The following is a 17,589-nucleotide window of genomic DNA, read 5'->3' as shown; positions in this document are numbered from 1 at the left end:
TGCGGTGTCACTAGGAAGGCGCACACGGTGACCGGATACGCGGCATGTCCATCTCGCAGGTTATCCCCGAGGCCGGTGTGACCCTAAATCGCAGATCACACCTGGGCGGTGATTACGGTCACAGATTCCCACTGGTGGGGGCGGTCTCCGGGTCCGGTATCGGCAGGGGGCGCTTCTCGATCGCGGCGGCCATGACGTCCGGGAAGAGGTCCGGCGTGCAGGCGAAGGCGGGGGCGCCGAGGGCGGACAGCGCCGCCGCATGGTCGCGGTCGTAGGCCGGGGCGCCCTCGTCGGAGAGCGCGAGCAGCGTCACGAACTGGACCCCCGACGCCTTCATCGCGGCGACCCGCTTCAGCATCTCGTTGCGGATGCCGCCCTCGTACAGGTCGCTGATGAGCACGACGACGGTGTCGGCCGGCCGGGTGATCCGGGACTGGCAGTAGGCGAGGGCGCGGTTGATGTCGGTGCCGCCGCCGAGCTGGGTGCCGAACAGGACGTCCACGGGGTCGTCCAGCTGGTCGGTGAGATCGACCACCGCCGTGTCGAAGACGACCAGCCGGGTCTGGAGCGAGCGCATCGAGGCGAGCACCGCGCCGAACACCGAGGCGTAAACCACGGAGGCGGCCATCGAGCCCGACTGGTCGATGCAGAGGATGACGTCCTTCTTCACGGACTGGGCGGCCCGGCCGTAGCCGATGAGCCGTTCCGGGACGATCGTGCCGGCGCCGTCCCGGCCGGGCAGCTCCAGGTAGTTCTTGAGGTTGGCCCGGATGGTGCGGTTCCAGTCGATGTCGTGGTGGCGGGGGCGGGTGACCTTCGCCGAGCGGTCGAGCGCGCCGGTGAGCGTGGCCCGGGTGCGGGTGGTGAGCCGCCTCTCCAGCTGCTCGACCACCTTGCGGACCACGGCCCGGGCGGTCTCCTTCGTCGTCTCGGGCATGGCCTTGTTGAGCGAGAGCAGCGTGCCGACGAGGTGGACGTCGGCCTCGACGGCCTCCAGCATCTCCGGTTCGAGCAGGAGCGCGGAGAGGCCGAGGCGGTCGATCGCGTCGCGCTGCATGACCTGGACGACGGAGCTGGGGAAGTACGTCCGGATGTCACCGAGCCAGCGGGCCACGGAGGGCGCGGAGGCGCCGAGTCCGGCCGAGCGTCCGCCGCCGCCCCGGCCGCCGGGCCGTCCGCCGCTCTCGTAGAGCGCGGTGAGCGCCTGGTCCATCGCGGCGTCGCGGCCGGTGAGAGCGCGGCCGGTGCTCTCCTCGCTGTCGGCTCCCAGCACCAGGCGCCAGCGCCGCAGCCGTTCGTCGTGGGCGGTGTCCTTGACCGTCATGCCGTTTCCCCCAGGGGTGTGTCGTCGTGGTGCGCGGGGGCCGTCGCGGGGCGCTCGTCCAGGCCGAGGAGCAGGCGCAGGACCGGGACCACCGCGTCCGCGCGGGCCGCGTCCAGGACCGGCCCGAAGCCCGGGGCCGTCGCGCCCGCCCCCGACGGGGAGCCGACGGTCGCCCCGACGGGGGCCGGGCCCCGCCGGACGAGGTCGCCCAGGGTGCGCCGGACGCCCGGTTCGTACGCGGAGAACGTGCGCCGCAGCAGGGGCAGCACGTCGGTGAACGTGTCGGCGGGGACCGCGGTGAGCCAGGAGTCCACCAGGGCGAGCAGCCGTTCGTCGTGGACGAGGAGCATGCCGCCGCCCGCCGCCCCGCCGACGAAGCCCTCGATCCAGGCGGCCGCGTCGGCCGGCGGAGTGCCCGGGGAGAGGGCGAGGCCCATCAGCCGGGCGGCGGCGTCCTGGTCGAGGTGGCCGTCGTCCAGGAGCAGGCGGGCGGCCCGGCCCCGGATGACGCCCGCGACGGTGTCCCGGACGGTGAGCTTGTGCAGCACCGCGCGCCACCGCGCCCGCAGGCCGTCCGCGCTCGAAGGGACGGCTCCCGCGAGCAGCCCGATCGCGGTGTGGACGCCGTCCACCTGACGGCGCAGCGCCTCCGCGCCCTCGGCGTCGAGCCCGGTGCAGGCAGGGGGCAGGCCGACGCAGATCCGCTCCGCGAGGCCCGCCGCGACCTCGCCGAGGGCGGTGGTGTCCGTGGCGCGGACGTCTCCGTAGCGCAGGGTGCGGGCCAGGGCCGGGAGGGCGTCCGCGAGGTGTCCGACGTCGGAGTCGAGCGCGGCGCGGTCGGCGAGGGCCCGCATCACGACGGGCAGGGCGTCCGGCAGATCGGCGAGCAGGCAGTGCTCGGCCAGCGCGGTGACCTCGGCGAGCGCGGTGGCGGTCAGGGCGTCGGACTCGGCGCGGGCGGTGGCGGCGGAGAGCACGGTGGTGCCCCAGACGCCCGCCTCGGCGACGCGCACGTACAGCTCGGGCTCCCAGCGCAGCCGCCAGCTCTCCCGGAAGGTGCCGGTGCTCCCCCGGCCCGTGGCCGGTTCGCCCCAGGCGATGCCGAGGAGGCGGAGCCGGTGCAGCAGGCGGCTGCGGGAGGCGTCGGTGTCCTTGCGGAGGTCGAGCTCGATCTCCCGCTCGTCGGCCTCCGGCTTGAGCCGCAGGGTGCGCTGCTGCCGGGTCAGGTCGCGCTGGAGGGGGACGGCGGGGGCGGTGTCGGGGACCTCGCCGAGCGTGGTGCCGACGACGAGGCGGTCGTGGACGAGCGCGAGGGGCACGTCGGAGCCCTCGCACATGACGGCCCGGATCGCGTCGGTCGTCTCGCTGAGCCCGGCGAGCGGGCGGCCGCGCATCGCGGCGAGCGTCTCGGCGAGCCGGACGGCCTCGATGGCGTGGGCGGACGAGACGAACCGGTCCTCGTCGCGCAGGAGTCCGGCGACCTTCGTCATCCACCGCTCGATGGGGCGGTCCGGGGCGGCGAAGAGGTGCTCGTACCAGCCGGGCGACTCGATGCCCGCGCCGTAGCCGCTGTGCCGGGCGAGCCTGCGGTGGGTCCAGGGCACCCAGGTCAGTTCGGCCTTGGCCTTGGGCAGGCCCTTGAGCAGCGCCCGGTCGGCGGTGAGCGTCGTCCGCACAAGGAGTGCGGGGACGTGCCAGGCGCCGCAGACCACGGCGAAGTCGTCGCCGAACTCCTTCTTCGCCGTACGGATCTGGATGCGCATGTACGCCTCGCGCACCGCGTCCCTGGGATGCCCGCCGTCCCCGTACGCCTCGCGGAGCGCGGTCATCGCCTCGCCGAGCGCGGCGAACGCGGCGAGCGGTCCGGCCGCCTCACCGCTGCCGGGGACGCGGTGCTCGACCACGTCCTCCCACCAGCGCTCGGGGTCGTCGTATCCGGCGGTCTCGGCGAGCACCCGGATCGGGTCGACGGGGACGGGCCGTGCGTCGGGCTCCTCCTGGGAGGCGTCGTCGGCCTCCATGGCGAGCGAGTGCGCGGCGGGGAGGTCGATGAAGCGGACGGGCACGTCCCGGGCCAGGGCCCAGCGGATCGCGACCCACTCGGGCGAGAACTCGGCGAACGGCCAGAAGGCGGCCCGGCCGGGGTCGTCCACCGCGTGGGCGAGGAGGGCGACCGGGGGCCGCATCTCCTCGTCAGCCGCGAGCGGCAGCAGCGCGTCGCCCTCGGGCGGGCCCTCGATGAGGACCGCCCGGGGGTTCGCCGTGTCGAGGGCGGCACGGACGGCGCGGGCCGAGCCGGGGCCGTGGTGCCGCACCCCCAGCAGCAGCGGCCCCGCGGCACGGGTTCCGGTCATGCGGACGCCTCCCGGCAGGCGCGGTAGAAGTCCTTCCAGCCGTCCCGCTCGCGGACCACGGTCTCCAGGTACTCCTGCCAGATCACCCGGTCCGCCGCCGGGTCGCGGACGACCGCGCCGAGGATGCCGGCCGCGACGTCCCCGGGGCGGAGCACGCCGTCCCCGAAGTGAGCGGCGAGGGCGAGGCCGTTGGTGACGACGGAGATGGCCTCGGCCGTGGAGAGCGTGCCCGAGGGGGACTTGAGCTTGGTGCGGCCGTCGGTGGTGACGCCGTCGCGCAGTTCGCGGAAGACCGTGACGACGCGGCGGATCTCGGCGAGGCCGTCGGGCGCGGGCGGCAGGTCGAGCGAGCGGCCGACCTGGTCGACGCGGCGGGAGACGATGTCGACCTCCGCCTCCGGGGTCGCGGGCAGCGGCAGGACCACGGTGTTGAACCGTCGCCGCAGCGCGCTGGACAGCTCGTTGACGCCCCGGTCGCGGTCGTTGGCGGTCGCGATGACGTTGAACCCGCGCACCGCCTGGACCTCCTGGCCCAGCTCGGGCAGGGGCAGGGTCTTCTCGGAGAGGATCGTGATCAGCGAGTCCTGCACATCGGCGGGGATGCGGGTCAGTTCCTCGATGCGGGCGGTCATGCCCTGGGCCATGGCGCGCATCAGCGGGCTGGGCACGAGCGCGTCGCGGCTGGGGCCGTTGGCGAGCAGCTGCGCGTAGTTCCACCCGTAGCGGACGGCCTCCTCCGGGGTGCCCGCCGTGCCCTGGACGAGCAGCGTCGAGTCACCGCTGACGGCGGCGGCCAGGTGCTCGGAGACCCAGGTCTTGGCGGTGCCGGGGACGCCGAGGAGCAGCAGCGCCCGGTCGGTGGCGAGCGTGGTGACGGCGACCTCGACGAGGCGGCGCGGGCCCACGTACTTGGGTGTGATGACGGTGCCGTCGGGCAGGGTGCCGCCGAGCAGATACGTCGCGACGGCCCAGGGCGACAGGCGCCAACGCTCGGGCCTGGGACGGTCGTCGGCCGCCGCGAGCGCCTTCAGCTCGTCGGCGAAGGCGTCCTCGGCATGCGGGCGCAGCGCCTCGCCTGCGCTCGCCTGGGTGGTTTCGGACACGCTCATGGATCCCCCTCCGGATCGGTCGCCGAGTCGGTCGGCCGGATGTGGTTCCACCGTGCACCATGGCACTGACAATCGGTCTTTGCGCAGGTCAGGGCGATTGTCAGTGGGGCGGCCTAACGTCGTTGGCATGCTGCTGACTGACGGGGGAGAACCCTTGGGCGCCGCTGCCTCGGCCGCGCGCTGGACGGTGGAGCAGGTACTGGCCCTGGCTCCTGACGACGCCTCACGCAAGGCGGGGAACAAGCTCGGTGCGGCCGGCTCCTGGTCGGACACCGGGTGGGACGGGACGGGTGCGGTCTGGGGGCTGTGCAAGGGCAGCGGAAGCAAGCCGTACCGGACGGTGGTCGACACCACCGGTCCCGCGTACAAGTGCAGTTGCCCCAGCCGGAAGTTCCCGTGCAAGCACGCGCTGGGGCTGCTGCTGCTCCGCGCCGCCGACGATGTGGCGGTGCCCGCCGGGTCGCCACCGGACTGGGCGCGGGAGTGGCTGGACGGCCGTCGCGCCCGTGCGGAGGCGAAGGCGCGGCCCGCCGGGGGTGAGGGGGCGGGTGGCCCCGCCGATCCGGAGGCCGCGCGCAAGCGGGCGGAGAAGCGCGCCGAGCGGATCGGGGGCGGCGCGCGGGAGTTGGAGCAGCGGCTCACCGACCTGCTGCGGGGCGGTCTCGCGGCGGCCGAGCAGTCGGGGTACGGGCTGTGGGAGGAGACGGCGGCCCGCATGGTCGACGCGCAGGCGCCCGGTCTCGCGGGCCGGGTGCGGGAGCTGGGCGCCGTCCCGGCGTCCGGTCCGGGCTGGCCGGTGCGGCTCCTGGAGGAGTGCGCGCTGCTCCATCTGCTGGACTCGGCCTGGCTGGGCCGCGACCGGCTGCCGCCCGCGCTGGCGGCCACGGTCCGCACCCGGGTGGGGCTGCCGGCCTCCCCGGAGGGCCCCCCGGTCCGCGACCGCTGGCTGGTCCTCGCCCAGTACGACACGCCCGAGGGCAAGATCGTCACCCGCCGCATCTGGCTGTACGGGGAGGAGTCGGGGCGCACCGCGCTGCTGCTGTCCTTCGGGGCGGCGGGCCGCTCACCCGCCCAGGCGCTGCCCGTGGGCGTCACGATCGACGCCGGGCTGACGCCCCATCCGGGGTCCGGGCAGCTCCGGGCCGAGCTGGGCGAGCGCTTCGGCGTCCCCGAGCCCGCCGTGACGCCTCCGCCGGGCGTCACGGCCGCCGAGGCGATCGCCGCGTACGGACGGGCCCTGGGCGACGACCCGTGGGCGGAGTCCTGGCCGGTGACCCTGCGCGACGTCATACCGGTGCCGTCCCCGGACGGCTGGCAGCTGGTGGACGCGGAGGGCCGGGAGGCCCTGCCCGTGGCCCCCGCCGCGCTGAACCGCCCGTCGCTCTGGAAGCTCGTCGCGGTCTCGGGCGGCGCCCCGCTCACGGTCTTCGGCGAGTGCGGCCACCGGGGCTTCGACCCGCTGGCGGCGTGGACCGCGGGCGGGACGGGTGCCCCCGTCGAGACCGTCACGCTCATCTGACCCCGTAGTCCGGCTCCCGAGGAGGGGCGATGTCCCGTACGACCACACCAGCCGCCACCCCGACAGCGGGCGCGGCCACCGCGTCCGACGCGCTCGCCTCCGTGCCGTGGGAGGAGCTGGTCACCTCGGCCCTGCTCGGCACGGACCGCCGGCCGCCCGAGGGCGCGTCCGGCACCGGCCCGGACGGAGCGGCCGCCGCGCTGCTGGACGCCGCCGCGCTGCACACCGTGCGGCGGCGGGCGGGACTGCTGCCCGCCGCCGCGTCCCCGCGCCCCGCCGTGGCGCCCGACGATCCCCGGCCGCCGCTGCCGGAAGCGGCCCGGGGCCGGCTGGCCCAGCTCCTGGCGGACCGGGCGGCGGGTTCCGGCGGCAGGCGGGGCGCGGCCCCGGACCTGACGGAGCTGATCCCGCAGTGGCTGGCCACCGCCAACGTGCACGGCTACCGGGCGCCGGACTCCGCGCTGCCCGCGCTGCTGGACGCGGCCCGGGCCCGCACCGATCTGCGCCCGCAGACCCTGGAGTTCGCCGGGCCGCGCGGCCTGTGGCTGGCCGGTCTCAACCCGGAGTGGAAGTTCGCGCTGCGCGGCGCGTCCGGCAGCGCACTGCTGCCCTCGCCGGACGACCCGGAGGCGGTGCGACGACTGTGGGAGGAGGGCCTGTTCGCGGAGCGGATCGCGCTGCTCGGGGCCGTACGGGCGCATGACGCGGAGGCGGCCCGCGCGCTGCTGGCCACCACATGGAAGACCGAACGGGCCGAGGACCGGCTGATGTTCGTGGACTCGCTGCGCACCGGCCTGTCCGCCGCCGACGAGGAGTTCCTCGAGCGGGCGCTCGCGGACCGCAGCCGCAATGTCCGGGCGACGGCGGCCGAGTTGCTGTCCGCGCTGCCCGGTTCGGCGCTGGCCCGGCGGATGGCGGACCGGGCGCTGTCCTGTGTGAGCCCGGGGCTCACCGGGGACGCGCCGTTCGTCGCGGTGGAGGCGCCGCACGAGTGCGACGAGGCGATGCAGCGCGACGGGGTGGTGCCGCTCCCGCCCTCCGGCCGGGGCGAACGGTCTTGGTGGCTGGGCCAGTTGGTGGAGGCGACCCCGCTCTCCGTCTGGCCCGCGCGGTTCGGCGGGCGCGGCGCGGCGGAGATCGTGGGCCTGCCCGTGGCGGACGGCTGGGGCGAGGAGCTGCACGCGGCCTGGTGCCGGGCCGCCGTGCGACAGCGCGATGCCGCGTGGGCGCGGGCGCTGCTGGGTCCGCCGTCGACGCCGCCGTCGAACGGTCCCGGTACGGCGTCGCTCGCCGAGCGGGCGAAGCTCCTGGCGGTGCTGCCTCCGGCGGAACGGGCCGTCTGGGTGGCGGATTTCGTCGCCGCGCACGGTTTGTCGGAGGCGTTCCAGCTGCTGGGGGTCTGCCCGGTCCCATGGGCGCCGCCGCTCGGCCGGGCCGTGGTCGACGCGCTCGACATCGCGAGGGACGCGGGCAGCTACCCGTGGAGCTTCAGCGGCGTCATGGGCCTGGCCGAGCGCTGCCTCGATCCGGCCGAGGCGGCCCGCCTGGAGGTCCTGACCACCACCCCGGCCGAACCCGAGGACGCCTCCCCCGGCGCGAACGGCTACTGGACGGAGGCGTTCCAGCGCCTGGTCTCCACGCTGCGCCTGCGCGCCACGATGGACAGCGAGCTGTCCGGGGTTCCGATGGGGTGACCCCGCTGCGGGCCCCCGATGCGGTGCCCCCGTGCCCGGGCGCCCGCGCCGGCTCCGCCCGGGCACGGAGCCGACACGAACCGCCCGCGCGGGGCGGGGCGGGGCGCGGCGCGGCACGCGCGGCACGCGCGGCACGCGCGGCACGGCCCGGGGCACGGCCCGGGGCGCGGGGCGCGGCCCGGTCGGGGCGCCCGGGGTGGGCGCGACGCACCCGGCGACCCGGAAAGCGCGGGTGCGGAGGTCGCGGCCCGGGGTGGGCGCGACGCACCCGGCACCCCGGAACGCGCGGGTGCGGGGCCGCGGCCCGGGGCGGGCCCGACGTGCTCCCCAGCAACCCGGGACGCACGGGCCCGGCCGGCCCCAGGACACCCCCGCGCGGTCCCGAGCCCGGGCTGCCCGCCCGGTCGCCCGGCGCCAACGCCCCGCTCCGGCGACGGCGGCACCGACGCCCGGCGAGCGCGGACCGGCCCGCGCGGCCGTGGCACGGGGTGCTCGGGCGGACGTGCCCGGCGCCCCTCAACCGGGCGCCGACGCACGGCGTACCCGGTCGCCCCGGACCCCGGCGCCCCCGGACCCCGGCGCCCCGGCGCCCTACGCCTCGGCCGGGTGGCGGACGTTCGCGTTGACCCAGTCGACGATCGCCGTCGTCGTCGCGCCCGGGGTGAAGATCTCCGCGACGCCCTGGTCCTTCAGGGGGGCGATGTCGTCCTCCGGGATGATGCCGCCGCCGAAGACCTTGATGTCCGCCGCGTCGCGGGCCTTCAGGAGTTCGATCACCTTGGCGAAGAGCGTGTTGTGCGCGCCGGAGAGGATCGAGAGGCCGATCGCGTCGGCGTCCTCCTGGATCGCCGTGTCCACGATCTGCTCGGGCGTCTGGTGCAGGCCGGTGTAGATGACCTCCATACCCGCGTCGCGCAGCGCCCGCGCGATCACCTTCGCCCCGCGGTCATGGCCGTCGAGGCCCGGCTTCGCCACCACCACACGGATCGGACCGGTCACACCCATCACTGCCTCCACATGCGTCTCCCGTGCCTGAAGGGCCGGGGATGTGAACGAACGTTATCCACAGCATCCCGCAAGCCGCCGTTTCGCGGTGAGCCGGGAGGGGGAAATCACACATGGGACGTTGTTCACGGGCACCCACCCCTGACCCCCCGGCGGATTCGCCGGGTGGGGCGGGCGCCCGGGGAGCCGCACCGGGTCGCCGTATCACCGCGCCGTCAGCCGCACGGCACGGTGGTACGGGCCTCCGTCCGCGCGGGCCGCCTCCGATACGGCGCCCCGCCCGGGCCTCCGCCGGCGCGGCGCCCGTCCGGAGCAGGAGGCCGCCCATGAAGACCCCCAGCCTGCCGTTCCCCGCCCCGCCGACCGCACTGCTGAGAGCGACCGCGCTGGAGCTCTTCGTGCTCGCCGGGCACGCCCTGCTGTATCCGACCGGGATCGCCGGTGAACGCCACCCGGGCCGCGGCCCGGCGGACGAGGGCGCCGAGCCCGCCGATCGCCCGGACATCGCGCCCACCGACCGGCCACCCGTCGTCTTTCTTCACGGATTCATCGACAACCGCTCCGTCTTCGTCCTGCTGCGCCGCTCCCTGGCCCGGCACGGCTGGCTCCATCTGGAATCGCTCAACTACTCCCCGCTGACCAGCGACATCCGTACGGCCGCCGAGTTGCTGGACCGGCACATCGAGGAGATCTGCGCCCGCACCGGCCACCCCCGGGTGGACATCGTGGGCCACAGCCTGGGCGGCCTCATCGCCCGCTATTACGTACAGCGGCTGGCCGGTGACCGCCGGGTGCGGACCCTCGTCACGCTGGGCACGCCGCACTCCGGGACCGCCGTCGCCCCGCTGGCCGGGGCGCTGCCCATCGTGCGGCAGATGCGCCAGGGCTCAGCCCCCGTCGAGGAGCTGCGACTGCCCGCGCCCGGCTGCCGTACCCGGTTCGTCAGCTTCTGGAGCGAACTCGACCGGGTGATCGTCCCCGCCGAGGCGGCCTGCGTCGACCACCCGGATCTGGACGCGGTCAACGTACGCGTCACCGGCATCGGCCACCTCGCGCTGCCGGTGCACCCGGCCGTGGCGGCGGCCGTGCGGCAGGCGCTGGACGAGGCGGGGCCCACCCGGGAGGCCCCCGGGACCACCCGCTCCACCCCCGCCGCCTAAACCGAACAAACTTCGAACATAGAGCCAAGGCTCTGTGCGGGCGCCGCCGAAAGACGGCCGATTGCCCGTTTTCCCGCGCGCCCCGGCGCCGTCGAAGATTGTCGATGGCGGATACCGCCGGGTACAGTCGCCGCCAGTTCTCCCGGGGTACCCCACGCCCCCGGAACCTGGTCCTGCTGCCGAGGCGAGAGAGAAGTTGGTGAACGACCAGCACCCCCACGCCGGGTATGCCGGATACGACGGCTACTCCACAGGCAGCTTCGATACGGGCAGCTTCGAGACGGACCCGCTCTTCGGCTCCCTCCCCGGCACCGGCGCCACCTACGACGGCGCCTACGACGCCTCGTACGACACCTCACAGGGCTACGGCATCCCGTACACCGGCGGCGAGACCGCCTACGGCGCGTACGACACCACCCAGTGGGACACGGGCGCGCACCACGGCTATCAGGCCCAGCAGCACCCGCAGTACGACACCACCCCGTACGACACCGCGCAGTACGACACCACCGCGACCTGGCTGCCGACGGAGGGCTACGCCCCCGGCATCCCGTCCCAGGGCGGCGCCCCGGACTCCTCCGGCCAGTGGGACACCACCACCTGGACCGCCGCCGCCCCCGCGTGGCCCTCGGACGACACGGGGACGTACGACACCGGCGTGTACGACGCCACCGCCTGGAACACCGGCGCCACGCCCGGGCACGAAGAGCAAAATGTGCAAAGCCCGGCCGCCTCGAACGAAGCCGAACAGCCGGAGCCCCCGGAGACGTACGAGACCTACGAGTCGTACGAGAACGGTGAGTCGTACGAGAACGGCGACCACGACCCGTACGAGCCCCACCGCCGCGCCGCCGACGACACCGAGCCGGACGAGGCCGCCGAGCCGCACCCCGATCTCGCCCCCGTCGAGCCCCGCCGGGGAGGCCGCAGCCGCAGGCGTTCCCCCGCGAAGCGCTCCGCACTCCTCACCGTCGCCGTTCCCTCCGCCTGTGTGATGAGCGTGGCCGGGATCGCCGCCGCCTCCGTGAGCGGGATGGGCGGGGACGAGACGAAGAAGGACGCGACCACCACCATGGCCGCCGCCGACCCCGGCACGGTCAAGCCGGTCGCGGCGAACAACGCGCTGGACACCCAGCTCGCCAACCTCAGCGCCGACGCGGAGAACTTCGCGGACCGCGCCAGCCGCACCCAGGAACGCATCGACCTGAAGGAGCGGCAGGCCGCCGAGAAGAAGAAGCGCGAGGAGGAGGCCGCCCGCAAGGAGGCCCTGCGCCCCAAGTTCGTGATGCCGGTCAAGCAGCACGGGCTGAGCGCCTACTTCGGGCAGGCGGGCGTCAACTGGATGTCCGTGCACACGGGCATCGACTTCCCCGTCCAGTACGGCACCCCGGTGATGGCGGCGACCGACGGCACGGTCCGTACGCAGTACAACACCGCCTACGGCAACATGGCCATCGTGACCATGGCCGACGGCACGGAGACCTGGTACTGCCACCTCAGCAGCACCCGTATCCGCTCGGGCCCGGTCAAGGCCGGTGACGTCATCGCGTACTCCGGGAGCTCCGGGAACTCGACCGGCCCGCACATGCACTTCGAGGTGCGCCCGGGCGGCGGCGCGGCGATCGACCCGCTGCCGTGGCTGCGCGGCCACGGGATCAACCCGACCTGATCCGGCGCGACCGTCGTCACGGCCGGGGCCTCGGGGGCTCCGGCCGTGACGCGTGTCTCAGAGCTTCTGCACCGGCGCGTACCGCAGGAGCAGCTTCTTGGGGCGGTCGTCGCCGAAGTCGACCGTGGCCTTCGCCTGGTCGCCGACGCCCTCGACCGCCGTCACCGTGCCCAGGCCGAACTGGTCGTGCGTGACCCGGTCGCCCGCCACCAGCGTGATCGTCGGCTTGTCCGAGGTCCGCCGGGTCGCGAAACCGGAGGGGCCGGAGCGGGCACGGGAGGCGGAGAGCGACGAGGTGATGCCCGAGGTGGGGCCCGCCGGGGCGGCCATCGGGCCCTTCCGTTTCCACTCCAGGTGCTGGTCCGGGATCTCCTCCAGGAACCGCGACGGCGGGTTGTACGAGGGCTGGCCCCAGGCGCTGCGCATGGCGGCCCGGGTCAGATACAGCCGCTCGCGGGCGCGGGTGATGCCGACGTAGGCGAGGCGGCGCTCCTCCTCCAGCTCCTTGACCTGGCCGAGCGCCCGCATGTGCGGGAAGACGCCGTCCTCCATGCCGGTCAGGAAGACGACCGGGAATTCGAGGCCCTTCGCGGTGTGCAGGGTCATCAGCGTGATGACGCCGGAGCCGTCGGTGTCCTCGTCGGGGATCTGGTCGGAGTCGGCGACGAGCGCCACCTTCTCCAGGAACTCCGCGAGCGTGCCCGCGCCCTCCTCCTCGCCCCGGTCCTGCTCGAATTCGAGGGCGACGGCCGCGAGCTCCTGAAGGTTCTCGATGCGGGTCTCGTCCTGCGGGTCGGTGGACGCCTGGAGCTCGGCGAGATAGCCCGTACGCTCCAGGACCGCTTCCAGCACCACGGCGGGACCGGCGCCGGACTCCACGACCGTGCGCAGCTCCTCCATCAGCGTGTTGAACCGCTTGACGGCGTTGGCGGAGCGGGCGGCCATGCCGTACGCCTCGTCCACGCGGCGCAGCGCCTGCGGGAAGGTGATCTTCTCGCGCAGCGAGAGCGCGTCGATCATGGCCTCGGCGCGCTCGCCGATGCCGCGCTTGGGCACGTTGAGGATGCGGCGGAGCGGGACGGTGTCCTCGGGGTTGGCGAGGACCCGCAGGTAGGCCAGGACGTCCCGGACCTCCTTGCGCTCGTAGAAGCGGACGCCGCCGACGACCTTGTAGGGCAGGCCGACGCGGATGAAGATCTCCTCGAAGACACGGGACTGCGCGTTCGTCCGGTAGAAGACGGCGACGTCGCCGGCCTTCGCGTCGCCCGCGTCCGTGAGGCGGTCGATCTCCTCGGCGACGAACTGCGCCTCGTCGTGCTCGGTGTCCGCGACGTAGCCCGTGATGCGGGCGCCGGTGCCCGCGTTGGTCCAGAGGTTCTTGGGGCGGCGGCTCTCGTTGCGCTCGATGACCGCGTTGGCGGCGGACAGGATCGTCTGGGTGGAGCGGTAGTTCTGCTCCAGGAGGATCGTCGTCGCGTCCGGGTAGTCCTCCTCGAACTGGAGGATGTTGCGGATGGTCGCGCCCCGGAAGGCGTAGATCGACTGGTCGGCGTCACCCACGACACACAGCTCGGCGGGCGCGTTCTCCGGACCGGCCGGGCCGACCAGCTCGCGCACCAGCGTGTACTGGGCGTGGTTGGTGTCCTGGTACTCGTCCACCAGGACGTGCCGGAAGCGGCGGCGGTAGTGCTCGGCGACGTCGGGGAAGGCCTGGAGCAGGTGGACCGTCGTCATGATGATGTCGTCGAAGTCCAGCGCGTTGGCCTCGCGCAGCCGGGCCTGGTACATCGCGTACGCCTGGGCCAGGGTCTTCTCGAAGCCGTCGGCGGCCTGCCCGGCGAAGGTCTCCTCGTCGATGAGCTCGTTCTTGAGGTTGGAGACCTTGGCGGTGAAGGACTTCGGCGGGTAGCGCTTCGGGTCCAGCTCCAGATCGCGGCAGACCAGGGCCATGAGCCGCTTGGAGTCGGCCGCGTCGTAGATCGAGAACGAGGACGTGAAGCCCAGCTTCTTGGACTCGCGGCGCAGGATGCGGACGCAGGCGCTGTGGAAGGTCATGACCCACATGGCGTTGGCCCGGGGCCCGACCAGCTGCTCGACGCGCTCCTTCATCTCGCCGGCGGCCTTGTTGGTGAAGGTGATCGCCAGGATCTGGCCGGGGTGGACGCCCCGCTCGGCCAGCAGGTGGGCGATGCGGTGGGTGAGCACCCTGGTCTTGCCGGAACCGGCGCCGGCGACGATGAGCAGGGGCGACCCGGAGTGCACGACGGCGGCGCGCTGCTCGGTGTTCAGCCCGTCGAGCAGCGCCTCGGGGTCGATGACGGGGCGGTGTGCGCCGTCGCGGTAGTACGCGTCACGGGGCGGCGGGGGCCCGTCGAACACGCCCGCGAACAGGTCCTCCGGCACCGCTTCGGGTGCGGGGTCCTCGGGGGGCGGCGGGGCCGCGTCCTCCTCCTGCTGGAGGCCGGCCAGGAAACTGTCGTCAAAGAGGCTGCTCATCGCTGTCCGAGTCTAAAGCTCTCCACTGACACCCGGCCCCGCTCCGAAAAGGTCACGGAAATGTATCGGGCATATCGCACACCAACCTTCACAGCGGCCCCGTCAGTTGGCTAGCGTGCACGTTCGGACGGCCCGTACCCCCAGAGGCGACCTACGCCGAGCGTGCCGCCACGCCGAATCCGGGCCCGCCCGGAACCGGGGACCCACACGCAGCACCGGGGTGAATCGGTCCTTCCCCACCGGACCGTAGGGCAGCCTTCCGTTCCGCCCGAACCCGACAGCTAACCCGGTAGGCGGTCCACGGAAGGAGATGCCGGCCTTGGCGTCGCATCGCAAACCGCGCCCCCGGGTGCGTTCCACCGTCCCCGCGGTCGGGCTGACCTCGGCCGCGCTGGCATCGGTGACCCTGCTGTCCTCGCAGAGCGCGATGGCCGCGCCCGCGCCGAAGCCGAGCATCGAGGAAGTCCAGAAGAAGGTCGACGACCTCTACCGGCAGGCCGGCAACGCGACCCAGAAGTACAACCAGGCCAAGGAGGCCACGGACCAGCAGAAGTCCAAGGTCGACGCGCTCCTGGACGACGTGGCCAAGCGCACAGAGAAGGTGAACGACGCCCGCAGGACGCTGGGGAACTACGCCGCCGCCCAGTACCGCAACGGCGGCCTCGCGCCGACCGCGACCTTCTTCCTGGCCGACGACCCGCAGTCGTTCTTCGACCAGACCCACCTCATGGACCGCATGGCCGAGCGCCAGCAGCAGGCGGTCGCGAACTTCCGCACGCAGCAGGCGAAGGTGTCCAAGCAGCGGGCCGAGGCCGTGGAGAGCCTGGAGACGCTGACCGAGTCGCAGGCCTCGCTGCGCACCAGCAAGCAGGACGTCCAGACGAAGCTGACCGAGGCCCGGACGCTGCTGTCGAAGCTGACCGCCGAGGAGAAGGCGCGCCTGGCGGAGCTGGAGCGGAAGAAGGAGGCGGAGGCCAAGCGGAAGGCCGCGGAGCTGGCGAAGAAGCAGGCCGCCGCCAAGAAGGAGGCCGAGCAGAAGGCCAAGGAGGCGGGCGGCAGCAGCGGTACGGAGACGGGCTCCGGCTCCGGCTCCGGTACGGGCTCCGACAGCAGCGCCTCCACGAAGGCGGAGAAGGTCCTCGCGTTCGCCCGCGCCCAGATCGGCAAGCCGTACGTCTGGGGGGCGACCGGCCCCGCCTCGTACGACTGCTCGGGGCTGACGCAGGCGGCCTGGAAGGCGGCGGGCGTCGACATCCCGCGCACCACCTGGGACCAGGTGAACGTCGGGACGCGGGTCGCCACGGCGGATCTGCAGCCGGGTGACCTGGTGTTCTTCTACGACGACATCAGCCACGTCGGGATCTACAAGGGCGACGGGATGATGATCCACGCGCCGAAGCCCGGGGCGAACGTGCGCGAGGAGTCGATCTACTACATGCCGATCTACGGGAGTGTGCGCCCCGCCTGACCGGGGAAGAGGGCCGGTCCGCACGGGCCGGCCCCCTCTTGCGGGGCGCGTCCGCCGCTCAGGTCCAGAGCGTGGCGATGAAGATGTTCGCCAGGGTCAGCGCGCCGACCGCCGCGAAGACCCCCTTCTCGACCTTCTCCTCGTCCCGCTTGACGTAGACGAGCCCCAGGATCACGACCAGGAACAGCAGCTTGACGCCGATCTTGACGTTGTTCACGGGGTGGTCGTCGGCCTGGTCCAGGCCGACGAGGGCGACGCCGGTGACGAGCATGGTCAGCGCGCCGTGCAGCATGCCGGGGACGAACCGGGCGGTGCCGGCCTTCATCGCCTTCATCTGGCCGAGGAAGCCGCCGAGCAGGGCGGCGATGCCGATGATGTGCAGGGCGACGACGAAATCGATGAGTACGCGCATGGTTCCGCACCCTAGAACCCTCTCTCCGGACGGCTCCGGGCAGGGTGGGGCCTACGGGCCGCTTGAATGATGAATGCACTTTTTGCCTGATTCTGTGGCCCTTTTCCCGGTCACTCAGGCTTCATGTGCGGTCATTCTGCGACAATGCCACGCCAAGAGCGGGCAATAACCGTCATAACGACACCTTCCCGTGACCTCGGATTAGCGTCCCTTCCCGGTGGCCGTGGAACAGGGACCGTCCTCGCCGGCCACCGGAGAAGCCCGCCGGTATACCCCGTCGGGCCGTCGCACGGAAGGACGCCCGCCCCCGTGGCAGCGCATCGCAAACCCAGGCAGCGCCTCACCACCGCCTCCGCGGCCCGCACCGCGGCGACCCTCGCCGTCGCCGGAGCCGCAACGGCCGCCGTGCTGCCGGGAGCCGCGCACGCGGACCCCGCACCCACCGCGAAGCAGGTCAAGGCCCAGGTGGACCGGCTGTACCGGGAGGCGGAGGTCGCCACCGAGAAGTACAACGGCGCGAAGTCCGAGGCGACCGCCGCCGCCAAGTCGGTCGACGCCCTGCGCGACGAGGCCGCCCGCAGGACCGCCCGCCTCAACACCGCCCGCGACGTGCTCGGCGCGTACGCCGCCGCGCAGTACCGGTCCGGCGGGATCGACCCCTCCGTGCAGCTGGCGCTCTCCTCCGACCCGGACCAGTACCTGCGTCGCGCCACCTACGCGGAGCGGGCCGGTGAGCGCCGGGCCACCGAGGTGCGCTCGGTGCGCCGCCAGGTCGCGGAGATCGCCCAGGTACGCGCCGAGGCGGCCGGGAAACTCACCGAGCTGGCCTCCCGACAGGCCGCCCTGAAGGAGCACCGGGCGACCGTCCGCGCCAAGCTGGCCGAGGCCCGCCGCCTGCTCGCCCGCCTCACCCCGGCCGAGCGCGCCTCCTACGAGGCCTCCGAGGACGGGCGCGGGGCCGGTCACGCCGACCGCAGCGCGCCGCGCGCCGCCGTGGCCGCGCCCAACGCGCGCGCCGCCCAGGCGGTCGCCTTCGCGTACAACTCCCTGGGCAAGCCGTACGTGTGGGGCGCGACCGGGCCCAACTCCTTCGACTGTTCCGGGCTGACCCAGGCCGCCTGGCGCGCCGCCGGGGTCTCGCTGCCCCGGACCACGTACACGCAGATCAACGCCGGGCAGCGGGTGCCGCGCTCCCAGCTGGCCCCCGGGGACCTGGTGTTCTTCTACTCGGGCATCAGCCATGTCGGCCTGTACATCGGGAACGGCCGGATGATCCACGCGCCGCGCCCCGGGGCCCCGGTCCGGATCGCGCCCATCGACGAAATGCCCTTCGCGGGGGCGACCCGGGTGGCATAGGCTCCGGCCCTCCGAAGCCAACG

The 17,589-nt window shown here is 73.8% G+C and carries 12 protein-coding genes and 1 riboswitch; of the genes, 6 read left to right on the top strand and 6 right to left on the bottom strand.

The features are described from left to right. Positions 1–118 precede the first annotated feature (118 nt). The 3 genes from OHS17_RS20745 to OHS17_RS20735 are packed head-to-tail and all read right to left on the bottom strand — an operon-like array spanning position 119 to position 4,787. The gene (locus tag OHS17_RS20745; RefSeq protein ID WP_330313376.1) at positions 119–1,324 is read right to left on the bottom strand and encodes a vWA domain-containing protein; all 1,206 of its coding nucleotides are present in this window, start codon (positions 1,322–1,324) and stop codon (positions 119–121) included. After that, positions 1,321–3,678 carry a DUF5682 family protein gene (locus tag OHS17_RS20740; RefSeq protein ID WP_330313375.1) on the bottom strand — a complete coding sequence of 786 codons (2,358 nt, stop codon included), beginning with the start codon at positions 3,676–3,678 and terminating at the stop codon, positions 1,321–1,323. Before OHS17_RS20740 ends, OHS17_RS20745 begins: the two co-directional genes overlap by 4 nt. Continuing rightward, the gene (locus tag OHS17_RS20735; protein ID WP_330313374.1) at positions 3,675–4,787 is read right to left on the bottom strand and encodes an ATP-binding protein; all 1,113 of its coding nucleotides are present in this window, start codon (positions 4,785–4,787) and stop codon (positions 3,675–3,677) included. Before OHS17_RS20735 ends, OHS17_RS20740 begins: the two co-directional genes overlap by 4 nt. A 127-nt stretch (positions 4,788–4,914) precedes the next feature. Between OHS17_RS20735 and OHS17_RS20730 the strand changes: the two genes are divergently transcribed. Beyond that, positions 4,915–6,306, top strand: a complete 1,392-nt coding sequence (locus tag OHS17_RS20730) for an SWIM zinc finger family protein (protein WP_330313373.1) — start codon at positions 4,915–4,917, stop codon at positions 6,304–6,306. A 29-nt stretch (positions 6,307–6,335) separates the two neighbouring features. Beyond that, positions 6,336–8,000, top strand: coding sequence for a DUF5691 domain-containing protein (locus tag OHS17_RS20725; RefSeq protein WP_330313372.1), 1,665 nt, complete (start codon positions 6,336–6,338; stop codon positions 7,998–8,000). 591 nt (positions 8,001–8,591) lie between these two features. Here OHS17_RS20725 and OHS17_RS20720 read toward each other — a convergent pair. Continuing rightward, on the bottom strand, positions 8,592–9,005 hold the full coding sequence (locus OHS17_RS20720) for a cobalamin B12-binding domain-containing protein (RefSeq protein WP_330313371.1): 414 nt from the start codon (positions 9,003–9,005) through the stop codon (positions 8,592–8,594). Between the two features lie 326 nt (positions 9,006–9,331). On the opposite strand from OHS17_RS20720, the gene OHS17_RS20715 reads away from it, so the two are divergent. Together OHS17_RS20715 and OHS17_RS20710 are read left to right on the top strand one after the other, a co-directional pair. Further along, complete coding sequence (locus OHS17_RS20715; protein ID WP_330313370.1) at positions 9,332–10,165, top strand: esterase/lipase family protein; 834 nt, start codon at positions 9,332–9,334, stop codon at positions 10,163–10,165. A gap of 199 nt (positions 10,166–10,364) precedes the next feature. Then, positions 10,365–11,834 (top strand): M23 family metallopeptidase, encoded by a 1,470-nt coding sequence (locus OHS17_RS20710; protein WP_330313369.1) that lies wholly within the window; start codon positions 10,365–10,367, stop codon positions 11,832–11,834. Positions 11,835–11,891: 57 nt separating this feature from the next. Here OHS17_RS20710 and pcrA read toward each other — a convergent pair whose 3' ends face one another. Next, positions 11,892–14,330 (bottom strand): DNA helicase PcrA, encoded by a 2,439-nt coding sequence (pcrA, locus tag OHS17_RS20705; RefSeq protein WP_330313368.1) that lies wholly within the window; start codon positions 14,328–14,330, stop codon positions 11,892–11,894. 161 nt (positions 14,331–14,491) lie between these two features. Next, positions 14,492–14,642: riboswitch (cyclic di-AMP (ydaO/yuaA leader) on the top strand. Here pcrA and OHS17_RS20700 point away from each other — a divergent pair. Next, positions 14,641–15,798, top strand: coding sequence for a C40 family peptidase (locus tag OHS17_RS20700; RefSeq protein WP_330313367.1), 1,158 nt, complete (start codon positions 14,641–14,643; stop codon positions 15,796–15,798). Its footprint overlaps the riboswitch before it by 2 nt. A 58-nt stretch (positions 15,799–15,856) precedes the next feature. Here OHS17_RS20700 and OHS17_RS20695 read toward each other — a convergent pair whose 3' ends face one another. Beyond that, the gene (locus OHS17_RS20695; protein ID WP_330313366.1) at positions 15,857–16,210 is read right to left on the bottom strand and encodes a hypothetical protein; all 354 of its coding nucleotides are present in this window, start codon (positions 16,208–16,210) and stop codon (positions 15,857–15,859) included. Positions 16,211–16,519: 309 nt separating this feature from the next. Between OHS17_RS20695 and OHS17_RS20690 the strand changes: the two genes are divergently transcribed. Further along, entirely contained in the window at positions 16,520–17,566 is a 1,047-nt protein-coding gene (locus OHS17_RS20690; protein ID WP_330313365.1) for a C40 family peptidase, read from the top strand. The last annotated feature ends 23 nt before the right edge of the window (positions 17,567–17,589 follow it).

The organism is Streptomyces sp. NBC_00523 (genome assembly GCF_036346615.1).
Lineage (GTDB): Bacteria > Actinomycetota > Actinomycetes > Streptomycetales > Streptomycetaceae > Streptomyces.
The sequence above is the reverse complement of the archived record's forward strand: the minus strand, read 5'-3'. Positions and strand labels throughout refer to the sequence as shown.